The following is a 20,187-nucleotide window of genomic DNA, read 5'->3' as shown; positions in this document are numbered from 1 at the left end:
CCAGCCCCTGATAAGCAAGCAAAAGTTCCGGTGCTGCCGGGCCACACCCAGCCGGCCGCAGGCCTGCGGCCGCTCGCGCGCACTGTTCTGGCGTGCGGTTCTTTGGGCAAGTAATTCACCGGCTTCTGCCAGGCGAATTCGAGCCGGTCCGCGACTGTTCCACCCTCGGCGGTGCCGGGGAAACGTGCAGGATTTGGACGCAACGGCCAACCCGTTGCAGGAACGCACGCAAGAGTTTGCGATTGCGGACGGTCGCTAATTCTGGCTCAATTCGGCGAGCGCGGGCGGCGCGTTGGAGGCCAACTGGCCAATGTCCGCCTCTTCGAATTTAACCGACACGACTTTGGACACCCCCTGCTCTTCCATGGTCACGCCGTAGAGGTAGTCCGCCGATTTCATCGTGCCCTTGTTGTGGGTCACGCAGATGAACTGCGTGTTCTCGGCAAATTTGCGCAGCGCGCTGGTGAAGCGGCCAATGTTGTTGTCATCCAGCGGCGCATCCACCTCATCCAGAATGCAGAAGGGGCTGGGCTTCACCAGATAAATGGCAAACAGCAGCGAGATGGCGGTCAGCGTCTTCTCCCCGCCGGAGAGCAGCGCCAGCGAACCGAGTTTCTTGCCTTTGGGATTGGCTTCTATGATGATGTCGCACTCCAGCGGGTCGCCCTCGTCCAGGCACAAATCCACGAAGCCGTCGGGAAAGAAGCTCTTGAAGACTTGAATGAAGTTCTCGCGGATTAGCGAGAAGACCTTGCCGAAGCGCTCGTAGGCGGTGTCGTTGATGACCTTGATCGTCTCTTTGAGATTGTCCTCGGCCTTGATCAAATCTTCCTTTTGCGCCGTGAGAAAGTCGAAGCGCTCTTTTTCCTTTTCATAGTCGGTAAGCGCCAACATGTTGACCGGCCCCATGCTCTTCAGGCGGTTGCGCAGCCAGTTGACGCGCTCTGCGGTGGCGGTCGCGTCGAATTCCTGGTCAGCGGCGGGCGGATTGGCCGTGGCATATTGCGCCAGGTCGACTTCATAATTCTCCTGCGCGTGCTTCAGCAGGTTGGCGCGCTGCATGGCCAGCTCGGCAAGGCGCAGCTCATCCTGATGCAGCTTTTCGGAGATTTCATCGCGTTCCGTGCGCCGCGGACGCAGGGCGCGCTCTTTTCCCTCGGCCACCGATTTCTGCTCACGGAAGGATTGCTCCAACTCCGCCACCAGGTCTTCCAATTCCTTGCGCTCGGCAAAATCCTCCTGCAACTGCTCGCGGATTTCCGCGATGCGCGCGGTCAATTCCTGATCCTGTTGCTGCGCCTGCCGGATTTGTTCCTCGCGATCCTGAATGGCCTCGCTGATTTCCTTGCGGTTTTGTTCCAGGCGGTTGATCTCGGCCTCGGTATTGCGCAGCTCAGCGCGCGCTTCCACCACGGCCAGCGTCGCCCGGCTCGCGGCTTGTTCCGCCTCCTGCAACCGCGCCTCCAACCCCTCGATTTCCACCGCCAGTTGGCGATAGGAATTCTCAGCGGTGGATTGCAGCGATTCGCGCTGCTGCAACTGCGGCTGCACACTCGCAAGCTGGCTGACAAAATCCGAATGGATCAACTCGAGCTGCTGCAGCTCCTGTTCGTGCTGCGCCAGTTCCTCGGCCAGTTTGGTGGCGCGGAAAGCCGCCTGGCCGAACTCGATCTCGAGCTGTTGGCGATCCTTTTCCAGCACCCGGCGCTGTTGCGCCAGCCGTTCGCTTTGCGCCAGCAACTCGCGCAGTTCCCGCTCCGCGGCCTCGCATTGATCCGTCAGCGCGTCGATTTCATAGTCGAGGCGTTCGACTTCCTGCTCGAGGGCGGCGATTTCTTCGCGGCGGCCGATCACCGAGCTGACGGTCTTCTCCGATCCGCCACGCACCGGGCCCCAGTTGGTCACCAATTCACCGGTGGGCGTCACCAGCGCCAAGCGTCGCGGCGATTTGAACGCGGCCAGCCGGCGCGCCGCGGCCAGCGATTTCACCAGATAGAAATCCGCCAGCATGTTGTTCATCAGCGGCCGCAGCTCCGCGTCGCAATCCACCAGGTCCGCGAGGCGGCCCACGATTTCCTCATCGCCAAACGGAAACTGGCCGTTGCCTTCATAGCCCAGGTCATGGGCGGCGGCCGGCAAAAAGGTGGCGACCCCTTTTTCGTTCAAGCGCAGCAGATCGATACCGTGAAAGGCGCGGTCGGGATGATCGACGAGCAGGGCCATCGCGGCTTCACCGAGCGCCACTTCCACCGCGCGGCGATGCGGCTCCGCCACCCGAATGCGTTCACCCAGCGTTCCCAGGCAGCCTTCCGGCATGCCGCCCTCCAGCAGGAGATGCTTGACGCCCTCGGGATGGTCTTCATAACTCTCCTGCACCTTGCGCAGCAGGCTGGCACGATCGCGCTGGCGTTGCGCCTGCGCCGACAGTTCCAAAAGGCGCTGCTTAGCCTCGGCAATCCAGGTTTGCTTGGCCTGCACTGCCTGCTGATTCTCCTCACTCTGCAGGCCGAGCTGGTCGAGTTGCGCCAGGGCGTGCGCCACCTGGCGCGAGAGCTCATCGCGCGCGGCGTCCAGCGAGGTGCGCTGGCCTTGCAGCGCCGCCAGTTCCGCGCTCAGTTGCGCGCGGCGCTGCTCGCCGAATTCCAATTGCGTGCGCAGGCGTTCCTGCTCTTTTTGGAGATTGCTGATGGTCGTCAACTCGGTGGAACGCTGGCCTTCGGCCTCGCGCAATTCCTGGCGTTTGCCTTGATAGACCTGGCGCTGCGCCTCGAGTTCACGTTGCCGAGTAAGGGTTTCGACTTCCAGCGTCTCGAGCGCGCTTTTCATCTCCTCGAGCTTGTGCGCCAGCGTGGTGCGCATTTCCGCCAGCAGGGCGCTGCGCTTGCTGAACTCGTCGATTTCGCGGGCGAGGCGGCTGCGATTCTCCTGCACCGCGCGAATGCGCTCCTGGCTGACGAGCACCTCCTCCTCTTTCTTCTGGATGCGCTCGGTGTTGGCGTTGAATTCACGCTGTCGCGCCACGAGTTGCTTTTCGGATTCGAGCACTTGCAGCCGGATTTCCTCGATCTCCGCCTCTTCGGTGGCGAGTTGCGCGGAAAGCTCTTCGCGGCGATCGTGCAACTGCTTCGATTCCGCGGTCAACGGCGTGACTTCATGCTGAATGGCGTAGAACTGGAAAGTCGAAAGTGTGAGATCGGTTTCTTTAAGCTCGTTTTCGTAGGTTTTGTAGCGCTCCGCTTTTTGCACCTGGCGCTTGAGGGAGTCCACGTTTTTTTCGACTTCGGAGAGCACGTCATTGAGGCGCAGCAAGTCCGCGGCGGTGGCTTCCAACTTGCGAAAGGCGGCCTTGCGGCGCGCCTTGTATTTGCCCACTCCCGCGGCTTCTTCGAAAATGTGCCGCCGTTCTTCCGCCTTGCCGTTGAGGATTTGTTCGACCATCGCCAGCTCGATCACCGAATAGGCATTGGCGCCCATGCCGGTGTCCATGAACAAATCCATGATGTCTTTCAAGCGGCAGACGGAATTGTTGAGCAGATATTGGCTTTCGCCGGAACGGAACAGCCGGCGCGTGATCACGACCTCGGAATAGTCGATGGGCAGGATGTTTTTCGTGTTCTCGATGGTCAACGAGACTTCGGCCATGCCCAACGGTCTCTGGGTCTTGCTGCCGTTGAAGATGACGTTCTCCATCCGTTCACTGCGCAAGACGCCGGCTTTTTGTTCACCGAGCACCCAGCGGATGGCATCAACGATGTTGCTCTTGCCGCAACCGTTGGGGCCCACCACGCCGGTGATGCCGTTGTGAAACTTGAATTCCGTCTTCTTTGCGAAGGATTTGAATCCGAGAATCTCGAGCTTGGAAAGATACACGATTACTCCCAACTAGGTGTGAAAGACAGCCCAACGGGTCAGCGAACGCTGCGGCGTGAAAAAAGAAGTCGGGGACAGTTGGTGGAACGCGGTGCTGTCAACCATGGCTCAGCAGTATCACTCCTGATTTTCGCCGGCCGCAAATTTAGACTCGGGTGATCTGAAATACAAGAATATTTTTGGCTGGGCGCATGGCTGCGCGTGCAGAGATCGCTCCGCGTCGAGCAAGCTCATGCCGGGGCAGCATGACGTTTATGGAGGCGTTTGTTCCCCCCGCGAGCCGCGCCACGCCGGGCGGTGCCGCGCTTCAACCCGCCGCCTTCACCATTTCGAAATAGTATTTGGCGTAATCAAAGAGCGCCTGGGTTTGATCATAGTACAGCAGCAGCGCGGTCAGCAGCCCGCCGAAAACCAACACGCACAGCAGCGCAGCGCGCAGGAAGCTGATCATGTAAAGCACGCGCACCGCGCGAAACGCCCGGCCGAGCAGCCAGAGCAGGATGATTGCAACCACGAACAGCACCGGCCGCACGAAGTCCGGCATCAACAACAGGCGGTGAAACACCGGCACGATCGGAGCCAGCAGCAGCAAATTCGCCGACACCCAGAAAACGAAGGTGAAGTATTGGCTCAGCGTCAGGCTGCTGCCCATGAACAATCCGAGAATGCGCAGAAAAACCGCGAACAGCAGGCCGGCGAGAAAGAAGCCCACCGTCGCGAGCAGCAGAAACCAGCCGGGATTCCAGACCAGCCAGATCAAGGCCGCCTTCGCCCCGGGCCCGGTCACGAACAGATTGAGCACAAAGTCCAAGACAAGTTGATGCCGGAACGCATAGCACAATTGCGTGAGCAGCAGCGCCAGCACGCCGCTTTCCGCCAAGCCGAGCAAAACCGTGAGAAAGGGCGCGACTTTGCGGTTTTCATAAACATCAATGTAGAAACCGTGCGGATGCACGAAGACGCGCCGCAGATTGTCCTGCAGCCGCCGGTCGCGTTGAATGAAGTACAGCAGGATCAGAATCAGCAGAATGCCGGTGATCTGAAAAACGCCGGAGCTGCTGGACTCCTGGTGCTTGGTCACCACCACCGGATTGAAGTCTTTACGGTTGTGCGCCTGCACGACTTTGAACGCCAGCCGATTCTGGCCGGCCGCTTCCACCAAGCCACTGGGATAGGTGCGGAGATTGTCGAGGCCGAGAAAGTGATCGACCTCCGCTGCTGCCAGCGGTTTGATCGCCGCCGCGGGGCGGCGCGGCCCGACCGCCAGCACAGGCATGGGCCCGCTCCAATCCGTCAATGTCGCGATGAAGTAGCTGGGATTTTCCTGATTGCGCTCGAGCGCCTCGAAAATGCGTGTGAAGTACTCCGCTTGAAATTCTTCCGCGGCAGCACGGCCCGCGCCTTCTGTCCGGCCGCCGGCAACCAGGGCCTCGCTCGCCCACTGGCCAAAGATGGGAATCACCGGTTGGGCCGCTTGCTTGCTGAGATCGGCGGCGCGCGTCACCTCCCGGCGCAAAAAGCGGTCCAGCAGCATGAAATCGGTGTGGCGCTGCCACAGCGGCATCCAGCCGGGGAGAGTGACGGTATACAGCGGCCGGTCATCGAGCTTGCGCATTTCCGCAACGACTTCGGCAAGCGCTTGCTGGGCACCTTCGGAAAGCGGCGCGGCCAGCGCGCCCAGGCCCCAAGCCAGCACACTGGGATGCGCGCTATCGCGCTCGATCATCTCCCGGGCTTGCGCCTGCACCAACGGCGAGAAATTGGGCTGGCGGAAATGCGCCTCGGTGAGATGGTACAACGGCAACTCTTCCAACAGCAAAATGCCGGCGCGATCGCACAGGCTGGGCAGAAGCGGATGCGGCGGATGGCCGGTGACGCGCAAGGCATTCAGGCCGAGCTGTTGCGCCGCGGCAAGGAGATGATTGATTTCATCCACCGCCAGCAACAGCGAATGATGATTGTAAGCCTCCATCCAGGTGGCGCCGCGCAGGACCAGCGGCGCGCCGTTGAGACGCAGCTCGGATCCTGCGATTGCAACTTTGCGAAAGCCGGTTTCCTGCCAGACTTCATCGACCAGGGTATCGCTCTGCACCAGCACCGCGCGCAGGGCATAGAGATTCGGCGTGGCCGGCGACCACAATGCCGGCTGCGGCAGCGCGCAGCTCAACCGCACGTGCTGCCGATCGGCGTCCCAGTTGTCGCACGCCACCGGCAGCGAGCTGGCGAGCTTGTTCTGCCGGGCGAGATCCCAGACCTCCACAGTGGCGCGCGCACCGGCGAGGTTTTCCCGCGGCAGGTCGCGGCGGGCACGAAGCTGCGCGGTGAAATTGATGAGCGCCTGCTCATTCTGCAATTGATAGCCGAAGCGCGGCGCGGCAAAGTGAATCTCCGGGAGGATTTCGAGAAAGATCTCGCGGATGACGCCACCTTCGTTGCGCCAGCCCAGCGGCCGCTGCTTCGCCGGCAGCGTGGTGCGCGGCGCCAGCCGGTTGTCGACCCGAATCGTAAGCGTGTTGTCCTGCGTGAAGGAAAGCCGCTCTTCGCGCAACTCGACGGTAAAGGGCGTGTAGCCGCCTTCATGGCTGCCGGTGATCTCGTCATTCAACGCGATTTGCGCGAGGTAGTTGATGCCGTTTACCTGCAGACGCACCGTTTTGGTTCGCAGGGAAGGATCGAGCCGGAAGGTGCGGGTGAAAGTGACCACGCCTTCCGAGGCATAGGCGCCGGGAATTCTGACCGTGCCGTTGAAGGCCGGCGCGTCAACGGTGGCGCGCCACTCGCCGTTCAACGAGATCAGACGGCGCGGCGAAGCGCTGGAATCCACCGGCGCATAGACCGCAGGCGCGGCATGATAAGGCAGGGCGGGATTGGTTTGGGCATGCAGTTCGACCACACTTGCAACGCAACAGAGCAATCGCAACAGTCCGGGCCATTTTCCACGAGGCAACACAACTTCTCCAGAGTAAGGGCGATCAGGGTGTCAATCTTGAAATAGAGTTCTGCACATTTCATCGGTTCACCACGGAAAGGCCGGCGCCAACGCAAGCACAACATGGTATAAAACGGCTTGCAAGGCGAAACGCGCTTGCGGCTTGTCCGCGCCCGGCAGGAACCGCAGATTCGGCGCCGCGGTCAAAAAAAGCGCGGCAAAATAAGCATCGGGGGATTCAAAAGCAACAGCGCTGCGCCGCCGCAAGCGCGAAGCGGACAATCTCACTGCTGCCGTTGGCCGATGCCCGCGGCCAGATATTCATTCTTGTAGCGAATGTAGCGCTCCGCCGAGGCAAACAGGTTTTCAACCTCCTCCGGCGTGAGCGTGCGCTTCACCGCCGCCGGCACGCCCGCCACCAGTGTGCGCTCGGGCACGACAAAGCCTTCCCGCACCAAAGCACCGGCCGCCACCAGCGCTTGCGGCCCGACGCGCGCGCCGTCCAGAATTTTGGCGCCCATACCGATCAAACAGTAATCCTGAATCACGCAACCGTGCAGAATGGCGCTGTGCCCGACGGTCACGCCCTCGCCAATGATCAACGGCCACTTGTTCAGCGTGACATGGCACATGCACAAATCCTGAATGTTGGTGCGCGGCCCGATGCGAATGTAATTGACATCGCCGCGGATCACGGTGTTGAACCAGAGGCCGCACTCTTCGCCGATTTCAACGTCGCCGATGACAGTGGCATTCGGCGCCAAGAAAACATTGTTGCCCAGGCGCGGCAAGATTTGCTGGTAGGGAAGAATCATGTATCAACTTTCCGACTTGCTTTGGTACCTGAATTTGCGATGGCAATCGTTGCCACCTTCGCCTGCGATTGAGAGCGCGGCCGCCAAGCTCACGCCGACTCAAACCGGCGCCTCACCCGTGGGACGGTGCTACACCGTTATAGCATTTTTCAAATGCATGCGCAGGAATCGTAGTCTTGCCCCCTCGTGGGGCGCTGTGGCAACCGCGAATTTGTTGGCTTTGACAGCCGGCCACAAGGGGCGGGGACTACCAACCTGCTCATCCAATTGAAAACCGCTGTAAGTACACTCTCTTCTCCAGAACGCCGGCATGTGGCCCCGGCGGGGTCACATGTAACCGCCCACGGCCAGTGCCCTGGGAACGGACAGAGTTCACGAATGCAGCCCTGGTGAGACGACGACGAATTTTGCACACACCCAACTTCGAATACACAAGGGCGGCATTCCTGGCGCGTTGTGATGGTGCCCCCGCAGGGCTGGGTGTCATCGCATGACTCACGATTTTCTGCTCGCCGGAGAATCGCTCGAGGGAGAAATGATTCAAGCAGGCCGCGCCTCTCCGGCCTTCTCGTAGAACACCACGCCCACACGCTGAATGTGAGCGATCACCTCCGGGTCAGTGATCATCGTGTAGAGGGAGAGATCAAAACTATAGGGCAGCAACAAGTCATCAATTTCATTCATGATCTGCAGCATCACCTGCAGATTCAAATCAGCGCCGCCGACGAGCGTCAGGTCTATGTCTGAACCGTTCTTGTAGTTCCCTTTGGCACGCGAGCCGTAGAGAATCGCCCGTTCCACCTGCTGATGGCGGGCGAAGATGCCGTGGATTCGGGCAATGGCGGCGTCTGTGAGTCCGAATTTCATGATGCCTGCTCTTTGGCCAAGGGTGCAAGCTTCTCCAGAAGCGCACGAAAAGCGGCATGATAGCCATGACGAATCGTCCGGGCGATTTCCGAGGCAATTTGCTGATGGCAGGTATGGGAAGTCAGGTTTCTGCTGTTGATCATTTCCATCCAAATTTGGCCATCTTCGATCAATCCGCGCTTGAATGCTTCCCGAGTGGTGTCCTTTGACCCGTAGAGCGGCTGGACACCGAGATTCTCCAGGAATTCTTTCAAGGTGTTCCAGGCCAGCTCATGAGTGTATTCGAAGGCCTGAATCAAACCCTGTTCTTCGAGTTCGCTCAAGGAACGCTGCCAAGCCAGTTCAACGGCACGGTTCAACTGCTCGAAGGCCTGGCTGAAATGTTTGTATCGCTGAATCCAGCGGACATCCGGCTTGCTCATGGCAATAACCCGAAAATCTCCTTGTTCGAAGACTTGTCCTATTCACTCACGCAAGCGTGGCACGACCCGTCTCCGATCGGCAAAAAACAAAAGCATCATCCTGACAACTGGGCCGGGATGATTTTTGTTTGAGATTTCAAGTCGCGCGGGAAATCAGCCCCACGGTGATTCAGCCCTTGCCAGCCCGCGGAATGCCGGTGCGTCAATACGAAGAGGCATTCACCAAGCGCGCCAGGCCGATCCACTGCTGCTCACCGTTTCCGAACGGCGGGAAGGTGGGCCGCGCAGGCTGGCGCCAATGGAAACTGGTGGTGGCAGCAGGTTTGCCCGGCGCGCGGCCCTGAAAGAGCCGGTACGAAATCACGTTGCCCTCGGCATCGCGTTCCACCGAAACCACGATGCCGAGATGATGGACGGCCGCGAGGGCCTGCTCCGGCTTGAGCTTGCGGTACACGCGCAGATCGCGGCCAAAAAACATCACGGCGCCCGGCTTGATCAAATCCGCTTGCGCGAGAGCATCCTGAATCAGGATCAACTCGCGGCGCTCGGCATACCAGCGGGCAATCGCTTCCGCGCTGCGGGCGCGGCCGGCCTCCGGCGTCTCGATGTGCGGGCAGCGTGCCTGCAAGGCTTGCACCGTGCGATGATAGATGCCCGAGCAATCCGCCAGATTGCGGGCGCTGTACATCAAATTCAGCGCGGTGAGGGAATCGGCGATTTGCTGCAGCGGTCCGGCCAGATCGATCAGGGCGCGATCACAATCCACCACGTAATTGGCCAGCGCGGCGCGTGGGGCCACTGCCGCCGTCGCCTCCTGCAAAGCGGGCGGCGGAGCCTTCACGGGCCGGCGTGCAGGCGCGGCAGTCTCCGGCTGCCCTTTCTGCAATGTCGATTTCAAACAGGCTTGATTGGCCAGGGCGGCCAGCAAGCACAAGCCAAAGATCAGAACATGATTGCGCATGCGCAGGACTCATTCGTCACAAAAGAGTAAACTCGCTGCAAAGAAAGCAGAGATCTGTCCGGTGGGTGCTTTCTCGAACCATATTGATGCGGGTTTTGTATCGATTCTGAGAATCCCCGACTTTTTTCACCTTGGGCGAAAGAATTCACGCAGAGACGCAAGGCCGCAAAGATTTCCCAATCATTTTTTGCCGGCAATCATGAAAGGCAATACTCGAATCTTTTTTTTGCGTGCCTTTGCGTCTCCGCGTCTTCGCGAGCGCTTTTGCCTTCTTTGATTCCGGCTCGTTCGGGTTGGGAAAATACATCAGGACGCAGAAGATTGAACCGAGGCCGCTGTGGTGCCCGCCTCCGCATGGGCACGGGATTGACCGTCGGGTTGGCCGGCCACAACCGCGGGCGCGCTGGGCGCCACGGTGGCCTGCTTGAATTCCTCGGCATTGGCAAAAGCGAATTCCGGCAGGCGGAAAATGTAGTATTCGCTGAATCCCCAATGCAGTATATCCAGACTGCCTTTGATAATCGCAACCACCGGCACGGCCACGATCATGCCCAAAATGCCGGCGAGATTGCCGCCGACGTAGATGGCGAGAATCACGATCACCGGATGCAACGAAACGCTTTTGGAAACCACGTAGGGCTGAATCAGAAAGTCGTCGATGATCTTCACCACCGCAAAGGCCAACAGCACCGCGGGCACACCGGAGAAATTGCCGCGGTCGATCACCGAAACCGCAATGGCGGGAATGCCGCCCAACACCGGCCCGAGATAGGGAATCAAATTGGCCATGCCCGCCAGCACGCCGATGAACACGGCGTAGCGCAAATCGAGCAGCGAGAGCGCGATCATCACCATCAACCCGACGAGCGCGCCGTCCAGCAACACCCCGCGGATGTAGCGGCCGAGTTGCTGGCTGGCTTTGTGAAACAGGCTGAGCGACATCTCGAAATAGCGGTTGGGAATGCGCTGCACGATCGCGGTTTGCAGCGCGCGCGAATCTTTGAGAATGAAAAAGGTGAGAAACGGCACGATGATCAATCCGCCCACCGTGGAAAACAATTCCACCACGCCCTCCACTCCGGGTTTGAAAAAGGAATAGAAGAAGTGCAGCATCACCTTGCCGATCATATCGACGATGCGCGCCTGTGTGGCGCCGGGAAACGACAGCTTGAGCTTCTCCTTGATCTGCTCGATGAGCAGCTCGGGCTGTTCGAGCTGCACGTGCGCGAGAATGGTCTGCACTTCGCTCGAAATCTCGGCGCGCAGCAGCAGGAAGAGCGTGGTGGCCATGCCGGCCAGGCCGAAGAAAACAATCAAAATTGCCCACACGCGGTCGAGGCCGCGGTTCTCCAGCGCTTCCACCGCGGGCTCCAGCAAGTAAGCGAGAAAGATCGAAATCACCAGGGGCGCGAGCAGGTTGCGCATGAAAAACATCACGACCAGCGCCGCGGCGAGCAGCAACAGCGCGAGCAGGACGCGGCCGATGATGTAGAACTGCCGGTCGGAGAATTGCAAATGATAATGCGGGGGCGGAACTTGCATCGAGGCTCGAATGGTTCGTGTGACAACCTGTGGTCAGCGCGGCCGGAGAAATCGTCAAAAACGGGAAGCAATATAGCCGCAGCCCCGCAGAGAAGCAAGATATTTGTCCGGCAAAAGTGCTTGAGAATGCCGCCGCGCTTGTGTATTATTCCGGCCCAAATCGCCGCACGACAATTCAACAACGATTTCGATGCCACCTGAGCTTAGTATTATCATCGTCACCTACAATTCGCGACACGACATCGCGCGCTGCCTGGCCTCGTTGCAGCAGTTTTGCCGCAGCGTGGCGAGTGAAATCATCGTTTGCGACAATGCCTCTGCCGACGGCACCGCGGAGCTGGTCGCGCGCGCATTCCCCTTCGTCAAGCTGCTGCGGCTGCCGGAAAATCGCGGGTTTGGCGGCGCCAACAACGCCGCCGCGCAACAGGCGCACGGCCGCTATCTGTTGCTGCTCAATCCCGACACCTGGGTGGACGGCGATTTGGCCGCTGACCTGGTCGGCTTTCTGAACGCGAATCCGCTGGCCAGCGGCTGCGTGCCCAAACACTTGAATCCCGACGGCAGCATTCAATTCGGCGCGATTCGCGAGCTACCCACGCTGGAAACGCTTTTCTATGAGCGCACGGGACTGGCGCGCGTGTTTCCGAAGAGCAGGCGCTTTGGCCGTTACTGGATGACCTGGTGGAATCACAATGAGCAACGGCCGGTGCAGCAAGCCGGCGCCTGCCTGGCGCTGCGCCGTGAAGTATTCGAGGCGGCCGGCGGCTTTGACGAAGGCTATTTTATGTACTTCGAGGACGTCGAGCTGTGCCACAACGTCGCGGCTGCCGGCGGAAAACTCTACTTTCTGCCGGGGGCAAGGGTCTATCACGCCGGCGGTCAAAGCGCCAGGCAGGCGGTTGCACGCAATTTCATCGCATATTATCGCAGCCTGTGCCGCTACTTTCGCAAGCATCACGGCGCCGGCCGGCTCGCGATTGCCAAGTTGATCGTGGCGGCTTCGGAGCTTACCACCTTGCTGGTGTTGTCCCTCGCCCTGCCATTCGACCGGCTGCTGCCTGCACCGCAGTCCTGGCGCAGCCGCTGGGCGCAATGGCGCGGCCACGCTCTCCTGCTGCTGCGGCTGTGGTCTTTTTGACTCTCCCCCCGAATTGGATTCCTTTCTGGCGCACGCCGAGCAGTTGCACCTTCCGCTTTGGTTCCTCTTGTTTGCTGCGAAAGTCCGGCAAGGTCAAGCCATTTGAAGTGAGCAGCAATCAGTGAGTTGCGAGAATTTCACTACTCTGAAAAGTGAGTGACATTGGGCAAGATGCCTGCGCTACGAAACTCTGCACCGCGCGAGTTTGCCGGCCGTGCTTGTTTGCACCTACTCATCGCGGGCAAGTTCTCGCAAACCCGCAAGGCGATTTGGCTGAAAGGAATATGGCAATGCCTGGCTCGGGCCGCGGGCTTGTCACGCTTGGTAGGCTCACGCTGCCCCAGTCCTTTCGCCAGGAGGCAGCAATTGCCGCCTCTTGATTTTCTTGAAAAATAAGTTAAGTTACGGCGCAGAAGCTTGCCGAAGCCGCACAAAGACGAAGCGGCCTGCCGTGGTCACAAAGAGACAAAACTGATTTCATCATTCCCGGGGAATCAAGATGCCGGCAACCAAACAAACAGACCAAATCAGGTCCATGATTCGCAGCGAGCTCATGCGCTTGCTCGAGGAAGACGAATCTTGCCGCCAGTCAATCACCGAAATAGCCTCAGCAAAGTATGCCGAAAAAGAACGATTGGAGGATCGAATCGATCGCGTTTTGGATGAACTGAAAGCCGAAAGGGAGAGGCAGGACAAACTCTGGGAGGAAGATCAGGAAAAGTGGCGCGAAAGCCAAAGAAAGTGGGAGGAGAACCAAAAGAAATGGGAGGAGAACCAAAAGGTCATCAGGGAGATGGTGGCTTCGATCAAAGCGCTCGATAGAAGAATTGAGAGCAGTATCGGCGCGCTGGGAGCAAGGTGGGGGATGCAATCCGAAGCCTCCTTCCGCAACGGCCTCAAGGCGATTTTGGAGGATTCCTTCAAAGTCAAAGTCGAGCGCTACCAGGACTTCGACGAGCAGGGATCTGTATTCGGCAAACCCGACCAGGTGGAATTGGATGTGATCATTTCCAACGGCATTCTGATTCTGTGTGAAATCAAATCCTCGATGAGCAAATCCGACATGTATGCGTTCTGGCGCAAGAAGGCGTTTTACGAGCAAAGGCATGGTCACAAGGCTGATCGCACCATCGTGATCTCACCGATGGTCGACTTCAAGGCTCAAACCGCGGCGCAGCACTTGGGCGTGGAGGTTTACAGCTTTGCTGATGAGGTGGAATTGGGAGAAAGCCAGAAGCACAGTACCCCATCGTAACGCAGTCTGCCAGACTGCCACCGGACCAAAATAGAAAAGAACTGCGCGGTCGTGCCAGTTTTTCCAGAGTGATACTCCGCGCCAGTTTTCATACGAGTTGAACTGAAGCCCTCGGGCGGCAGTGGGAAAAATTCCGGTCAGACCCATTATTGGTAAAACCAATATCGATGTTATCCTGCAAAGGCTTGGGCACAGGGCAGGCATTTCACAAGATTCGTCTGAAGGACATAGAGAAAGACCGCTTCCACGAATAGAGGCAACGGGCCCCTGGCATCTCACCCTGTGTTTTCAAGGCCTTTCTTATCATTTCAGTCAACACGAAAATCACGCGGGATTCGGGCTCAATCGTTTTGTCCCCAATGGTTTTGGCATCAAGACTTTCAAAATTCTATTCTGCCTTTGAGCGCCTTATGGCACAAAGACCGCCAGAGGCTCGAGCACTGCTGCCCCAAAAGGCACACTTTTGAGATAAGACGCCGCGCAACCGAGAACCAACCAGCAATTCTTAAAGCGGTGTAGCGAACTCATCCCACCACTTTAACCACCACCATCGTAAAATCGTCATGTTGTTGCGCATCTCCGGTGAAATCGGAAACTGCGCGGGTGATGGCATCCAGCATTTCCTGCGCCGGGACATGGCTCAGCCGGCTGATGGCCTGGCGCAGGCGATCTTCCCCGAATTCCTCTCCGTGTTTGTTCATCGCCTCGGAAATCCCGTCGGTGTAGAAGACGAAAACATCACCACGCTGAATCGGCAGGCGCTGCTCTTCAATCGTGGCGGAGAAAACCGGACCGGGTTCCATGCCGATGGCCAGGCCGCGTGGGTTCAGAAGCTGCAGCTCGCCGCCGAGGCCTTTGTGCAAGATGAGCGGGTTGTGGCCTGCGCGCGCAAAGGTGAGCGTGCCGGCAGCGAGGTCGAACCGGCCATAGATCAAACTGATGAAGACTTCCTTGGGGGTGTTCTCATAGAAGACGGTGTTCATGTCGGAAAGCAGTGACTTGGGCGAATGGGTCAGCCGGGAGAGCGCTTTGATGATGCCCTTCGCCAAAGTCATGTAGAACGCCGCGGATACACCTTTGCCGGAAACATCGCCGACGACGACGCTCAGGCGGTCGTTGCCGTCGCGGATGAAATCGAAATAGTCGCCGCCGACTTCCATGGCCGGGCGGCAGATGCTGGCGATTTCAAGACGGGGAAAATGAGGCGCAGCCTGCGGCAGGAAGCGCAACTGAACGCCGCGGGCAATCTCCAGCTCATTCAGAAAACGCTCGCGCTCAGCGATGCGGCTGACGTAAGCCGGCACGTAGCCGCGAAATTCCTGCACCGATTTGGGTTGATAGACCAGCAGCGCGCCGGCGGCCAGCAGTAAAACGGCCAGCACCATCAATGCCACACTCACCGCGCTCGTCTGGCCCAGCGGCAAAATGCCGATGAAACTCAAATCCAGCAGCAAGCCGAAAAGCAGCAGCGCGAGCAGCAGGGTGAGGAAATCGTAACGCTGCGCAAAGTGGGCGAGCAGCAGCGCGGCAGGCAGCATAAGCACGGGATTGGCATAAATCGGGCGCAGATAGTCCAGCGAGAATGCGGAGAGGGCAAAAGACAGGGCCAGCAACGCCAGAGCCAGCCTGCCTCCGTGCAAGCGTGATTTCAGATAGGCCGACCAAAACAGGAAGAAGATCACGGTGAGATAGGCGGACGCAGTAAAGTTCTTGCTCAGCACGGTGAGCATGGCAGCCGGTCCGCTCAGAAACCAAAGCCGGCTCTCTTCAAAATGCACGTAGCTGAGCCGCCCAGCGTTGGCCAGCATGGCGGGCGCGGCCAGCAGCAAGGCCGTGACGCCGGCAATGAAAAAGGCGTGCAGAATGGCCTCCCCCAATTCGCGCACGCGCAAATGGCCGGCGAACAGAAGATCCACAAGCGCCAGCTTTTCCGGCCAAACTTCGCGGCTCACGCCATCCGAAGTGGCGTAAACAACAACGATACCCAAGCCCACGAACAAGCCGCCCATGCCGCCGCCGAGGAAAACCGCCAGCCAGTCAATCTGCCAGTTATCCACGGCGACCGTGGTTGCCGTCGCCAGAAACAGCAGTCCGCCGAACCACCACGCGCGTTTGAATTCGATCTCATCATGGCGCAGGCGTTTGAAGAACGTCACGATCAGAAAACCGAGCACCAGCGTCCAGGTGATTCCGATCAGCACGCCCGCGACGATGTCTGCAATTTTTTCCGCCTGCGCTTCGGAGAGCGCGCCCGGCTCGGTCGAGAACTGCACATTTCTTTCCGGCGGCGCGACGACGGGCGGCTTTTCCTCCCGCACTCTGGTTTCGTGATCAAAAAAGACAACTGTGTTGCCCGCAACGTGCACGCGCACGCGCTCCTGCAAGGCGGCAGCAACCGGCGAGGGACGGGTGAAAGTGAACTCATGCGAGGGCACGCCGTCGTCATCGCCGGTTTTCTTTTCGGAGAGGGCGAGCGCAGTCGTGTCGAAAGCCAAGGCAGTGAGATAGGCTTGCGCCTGCGCCAGCGCCTCCTCCTGATTCAAGCGAGGCGTGCCGTGGCGGCGCGGGTCGCGCAATTCCATGCCGACAAACTTGCCGGTGAGATCGTAGTTGACGCGGAAAAGCACGCGGCTCTTCTTGCCGTCCTCGCCAGGCGCTGAGCCCCGCCAGCGGATTTCCCAACGGCCAATGGGGAGGGCAGAGGCGGCAGATTGCGGCAGCCCGGCTTGTTGCACGTACTTGCCAAGATCGGCATTCGTCGCCACCTCGATGCTGCGGCGCAAATCCAGCCCGGCGAGCGGAGATTGTTGCAAGGCCTGCTCGGCCCCGGCCAGCACGGCCTCGGTCGATACGGCCGGCCGCAGGAAATGCGCCACTCGCGAGTTGGCAAAAAGTTGGAAGTAGGCCAACATGGCCAGAACACCCGCAACTGCGAGCAGAAGGGATTTGACTGGGGAATCAGGTTTCATAGGCGGCTATTCGGGAGGTAATGGAGAATTCGGCTCACGTGTCGTTGCGCCGCAGCGTGCCGACGCGGCCGGAACTGCAACGGAGTACGGCTATCGGGCAAATGCCCAGTTCTGCATCAACCAGTGCACGCTCATCTTCTGCCCGAGGGCCTGCCGCAGCGACCGGCAATATAGGCCGGCATGATGGAAAAGTCAACCCGACCGGCAGGCCTCTCATTTGTGCAAGCAAGGCAGCATGAGGTGAAACGGCACGATCTCACCACAGCCTCAACTCGCACGCTCCCAGAGACGAAGCTTTAACGGAAGAGTTGCCTGCGGACCAACAAGCCGCCTCGCCATCCATTTTAACCTGAAGATTGAAAACTCGAAGAGTCGCCGGTCGCAGCGGGAATGACTGCAGCGAAAACAGAAAAGGCCCATTCACCTGGGAGGCGATGAGCCGTCCTGAGCGGAACTGAAACTGGCTCACAGGCACGGCTACTTGAGCACTACACGGACAGAGGCGCGCACGGTTTTCGCTTCAGCCCGCATTGAAAATCGGAGTCTTTTATCTGCAAAAAAAGTTGAGATTTTTGAAAAAATATCTTGACATTCTGTTCACCGGTGATTATAATGTCAGTGAACATCAATGCACTCGCGTGAGCCAGTGGAAGGCTGATAGATGCTCCACTCACAAAATGTGGCTCCACAGCGGGAGAGAGGTGGTTGGAACCCGAGACCGGCGCGCAACGGCGAGGCGGCGCGAACTTCAACACGCTGCGCCGAGAGGCACGCCGCAGATCTCACCAAAACCTGGAGCATGTCATGAAGAAACTCACAGAGAAACAGAAGCTCATTCTCGAGCTGATCGCGCGCGACGTGAAGAAGCGCGGATTTCCGCCCACCATGCAAGAGCTAGCGGATGAGTTGGGCATTCGCTCGAAGAATGCAATCTTCAAACATCTGGCGGCCTTGGAGGCGAAAGGCTACATTGCCAAGCACGGCGGCGGTGCCGCGCGCAGCATTACAGTGCTGCACCCGATGGGCCTGCCCAACCAAACTCACGCGGACAACGTTCCGGTGCTCGGCCGCATCGCGGCAGGCATGCCCATTCTCGCGCAGGAAAACGTCGAGCGCTACGTGCCGGTGCCGGACTACCTGACCAGCGACGGCTCGGAATATTTCGCGCTGCGCGTACAGGGTGACAGCATGATCGACGCCGGCATTTACGAAGGCGATCTCGTGATCGTGCGCTCGACCAGCCAGGCGCGCAACGGCGACATCGTGGTGGCGCTCACCGGCGAAGAAGCTACGGTCAAGCGTTTCATCAGCACCGGCAACGAGATGTTCTTGAAGCCCGAGAACAACGCCTACGCCCCCATCCCGCTGAACCAGGCCTGGTCGATTCAGGGCAAGGTGGTGGCGTTGATTCGCGAGAGCGTGAACTGAAGCCCTGGCAGCAAAGCCAGGTTTCGCGCCGATGGGTTTATCTCGCAGAAGCAGATGGCGTCCTTTGCCGTTGAGTTTGCGCTCACTACTTTGCCGGGACGCGAAGAGCCGGTGCTCGTTGAATGCGTCGTCCTTGGCGCAGGCCCTCCGGCCCGATGCCGCCGATTTTGCGGCGATGTTCTTTCCATAGCCGCGAGAGGGAATGCTCTTGGTGTGTTCGCTTGGTGCAAGCGCTCACAAAACCTTGGCTCAGTCAAGGTTGGGACCGATTTTCCCTCAAAGAAAGCCAATGGCATTGGGCCTGCAGCTTGCAGGCGATGGCAAGCTGGAAGCCTGAGCGATAGAATCGTTGCAGACGCAAGAGTCTTGCCAGAATAGAACGACACTTACTTCCACTCTTTCCTCCCTCCCAAGTCCGGCAGCATTGAGACTTGGCAAGGCAGCAACTCGCCACGAGCCTAGGATTGGCTTTCCCTACTCGGGTTGCGTCGCCGAGCCAGGCAACCACGGCTCTCGTATGCTGCCGGACGCGTTTTCGGGCCTCTCTCCCACTCTACATTGAGCACACCGCTGTCCTGCCCGCGAGCAAGATGCTATGGGCTCATCCTGCACCCTTAAATAAATGTCAACAGACGAAGGGCACTGTTCGACGATTTCTGGCTGAGGCGGCGGGATGAGAAATGGCCACTCAAGCACTGCGCCTTTCCTAAACAAAATCGCGGTGACAAAGGCTTCGCCGGCCGATCTCGCACGCGGCTGCCGGGCAAAAGCCTGCTTGCATCTCTGCGCGATTTCTGCTATATTCGCGGCGGTTTAAATATTCAATCAAGGAAAACAAACCTCATGCGTGAAGATTTGCACACCAGACTCAAGGAAATGTCCCAACGGGTTGTATACCTGCGGGACAGTCTTTGAAATTCCCAAAAAAGAAAAAGAAATCGAAGAGCTCGAAAAGAAGAGCGCGGCGCCGGATTTCTGGAACGACAACGAGCGCGCGCAAGTGTTGATGCGCGACCTCGCCGTGCGGCGGGAATGGGTCACGGCCTGGCAGGAAGTGGATCGCAAACGCGAGGACGCTGCCGTCATGCTGGATTTGGCCGAGGAAGCCCGGGACGAAAGCGTCTTCCAGGAGGCCGAGAAGGAGCTGGATGACTTCGAGAAGGCGGCGGCGGCGCTGGAGTTCCGCAACATGCTCTCCGGCGAACATGATCACAACAACGCCATCCTGACGCTGCATCCCGGCGCCGGCGGCACGGAAAGCCAGGACTGGACGCAGATGCTCTACCGCATGTATCTGCGCTGGATCGAACGCAGCGGCTTCAAATACGAAGTCATCGACCTGCAAGCCGGGGAAGAAGCCGGCTTGAAAGATGCGACCATCGAAGTGACTGGCCCCTATGCCTACGGCTATCTCAAGGCTGAAGCCGGCGTGCATCGCCTGGTGCGCATCTCGCCGTTCGACGCCAATAAGCGCCGGCACACTTCGTTTGCCTCGGTGTTCGTGCTGCCGGTGGTGGAGAACAACGTCGACATCAAAATCGAAGAGAAAGACCTGCGCGTCGACACCTATCGCGCCAGCGGCGCCGGCGGCCAGCACGTCAACAAGACCTCGTCGGCGGTACGCCTCACCCACGTGCCCACCGGCATCGTGGTGCAGTGCCAAAACGAGCGCAGCCAGATTCGCAATCGCGAGATGGCGATGAAACTGCTCATGGCCAAGCTCTATCAGCTCAAGCTGGAACAGGAGAAATCCAAGTTCAGCGACTTGGAGAAGAACAAGAAAGACATCGCCTGGGGCAGCCAGATCCGCTCCTACGTCTTTCATCCCTACAACCTGGTCAAGGACCATCGCACCGGCGTGAGCACCGGCAACGTGCAGGCGGTGATGGACGGCGATTTGGATGAATTCATCAAGGCCTATTTGATGGGCATGCGCGCCAACAAGAAAGGCGGCGCCGAAGTGTTGGAAGAACTGGAGATCGAAGAATAGT

The 20,187-nt window shown here is 59.1% G+C and carries 12 protein-coding genes; 4 read left to right on the top strand and 8 right to left on the bottom strand.

Features of this window, described 5'->3' with window-relative positions; translation table 11 throughout:
* Positions 1–255 precede the first annotated feature (255 nt).
* From smc to L6R21_08960, 7 genes are all read right to left on the bottom strand, one after another.
* Positions 256–3,870, bottom strand: a complete 3,615-nt coding sequence (gene smc / locus L6R21_08990; protein ID MCK6559326.1) for a chromosome segregation protein SMC — start codon at positions 3,868–3,870, stop codon at positions 256–258.
* 307 nt (positions 3,871–4,177) lie between these two features.
* Positions 4,178–6,763 (bottom strand): hypothetical protein, encoded by a 2,586-nt coding sequence (locus L6R21_08985; GenBank protein ID MCK6559325.1) that lies wholly within the window; start codon positions 6,761–6,763, stop codon positions 4,178–4,180.
* 320 nt (positions 6,764–7,083) lie between these two features.
* Entirely contained in the window at positions 7,084–7,614 is a 531-nt protein-coding gene (locus L6R21_08980; protein ID MCK6559324.1) for a gamma carbonic anhydrase family protein, read from the bottom strand.
* Between the two features lie 540 nt (positions 7,615–8,154).
* Positions 8,155–8,481, bottom strand: a complete 327-nt coding sequence (locus L6R21_08975; GenBank protein ID MCK6559323.1) for a nucleotidyltransferase domain-containing protein — start codon at positions 8,479–8,481, stop codon at positions 8,155–8,157.
* Complete coding sequence (locus tag L6R21_08970; protein MCK6559322.1) at positions 8,478–8,903, bottom strand: nucleotidyltransferase substrate binding protein; 426 nt, start codon at positions 8,901–8,903, stop codon at positions 8,478–8,480. The genes L6R21_08975 and L6R21_08970 overlap by 4 nt, the downstream gene beginning before the upstream one ends.
* A 202-nt stretch (positions 8,904–9,105) precedes the next feature.
* A complete protein-coding gene (locus L6R21_08965) occupies positions 9,106–9,864 on the bottom strand; it encodes a hypothetical protein (protein ID MCK6559321.1) in 759 nt (252 codons plus the stop codon).
* A gap of 306 nt (positions 9,865–10,170) precedes the next feature.
* On the bottom strand, positions 10,171–11,406 hold the full coding sequence (locus tag L6R21_08960) for an AI-2E family transporter (GenBank protein ID MCK6559320.1): 1,236 nt from the start codon (positions 11,404–11,406) through the stop codon (positions 10,171–10,173).
* Positions 11,407–11,596: 190 nt separating this feature from the next.
* Between L6R21_08960 and L6R21_08955 the strand changes: the two genes are divergently transcribed.
* Both L6R21_08955 and L6R21_08950 read left to right on the top strand, forming a co-directional pair.
* Positions 11,597–12,544, top strand: coding sequence for a glycosyltransferase family 2 protein (locus tag L6R21_08955; GenBank protein ID MCK6559319.1), 948 nt, complete (start codon positions 11,597–11,599; stop codon positions 12,542–12,544).
* A 535-nt stretch (positions 12,545–13,079) separates the two neighbouring features.
* Complete coding sequence (locus tag L6R21_08950) at positions 13,080–13,799, top strand: DUF3782 domain-containing protein (GenBank protein MCK6559318.1); 720 nt, start codon at positions 13,080–13,082, stop codon at positions 13,797–13,799.
* A gap of 524 nt (positions 13,800–14,323) precedes the next feature.
* Here L6R21_08950 and L6R21_08945 read toward each other — a convergent pair.
* Positions 14,324–16,711, bottom strand: coding sequence for a PP2C family protein-serine/threonine phosphatase (locus L6R21_08945; GenBank protein MCK6559317.1), 2,388 nt, complete (start codon positions 16,709–16,711; stop codon positions 14,324–14,326).
* 861 nt (positions 16,712–17,572) lie between these two features.
* Between L6R21_08945 and lexA the strand changes: the two genes are divergently transcribed.
* A complete protein-coding gene (gene lexA, locus L6R21_08940; GenBank protein ID MCK6559316.1) occupies positions 17,573–18,196 on the top strand; it encodes a transcriptional repressor LexA in 624 nt (207 codons plus the stop codon).
* Positions 18,197–19,039: 843 nt separating this feature from the next.
* Positions 19,040–20,186 (top strand): peptide chain release factor 2 gene (gene prfB, locus L6R21_08935; protein MCK6559315.1). Its coding sequence is split into 2 segments (ribosomal slippage): positions 19,040–19,108 and positions 19,110–20,186, totalling 1,146 coding nucleotides; the frame shifts between segments, so codons are not numbered across the junction.
* Position 20,187: the final 1 nt, after the last annotated feature.

This window comes from bacterium (assembly GCA_023150945.1).
In the GTDB taxonomy this organism is placed as follows: domain Bacteria; phylum Zhuqueibacterota; class Zhuqueibacteria; order Zhuqueibacterales; family Zhuqueibacteraceae; genus Coneutiohabitans.
Note: the sequence above shows the minus strand (reverse complement) of the source record. Positions and strands in the feature narration are given on the sequence as shown.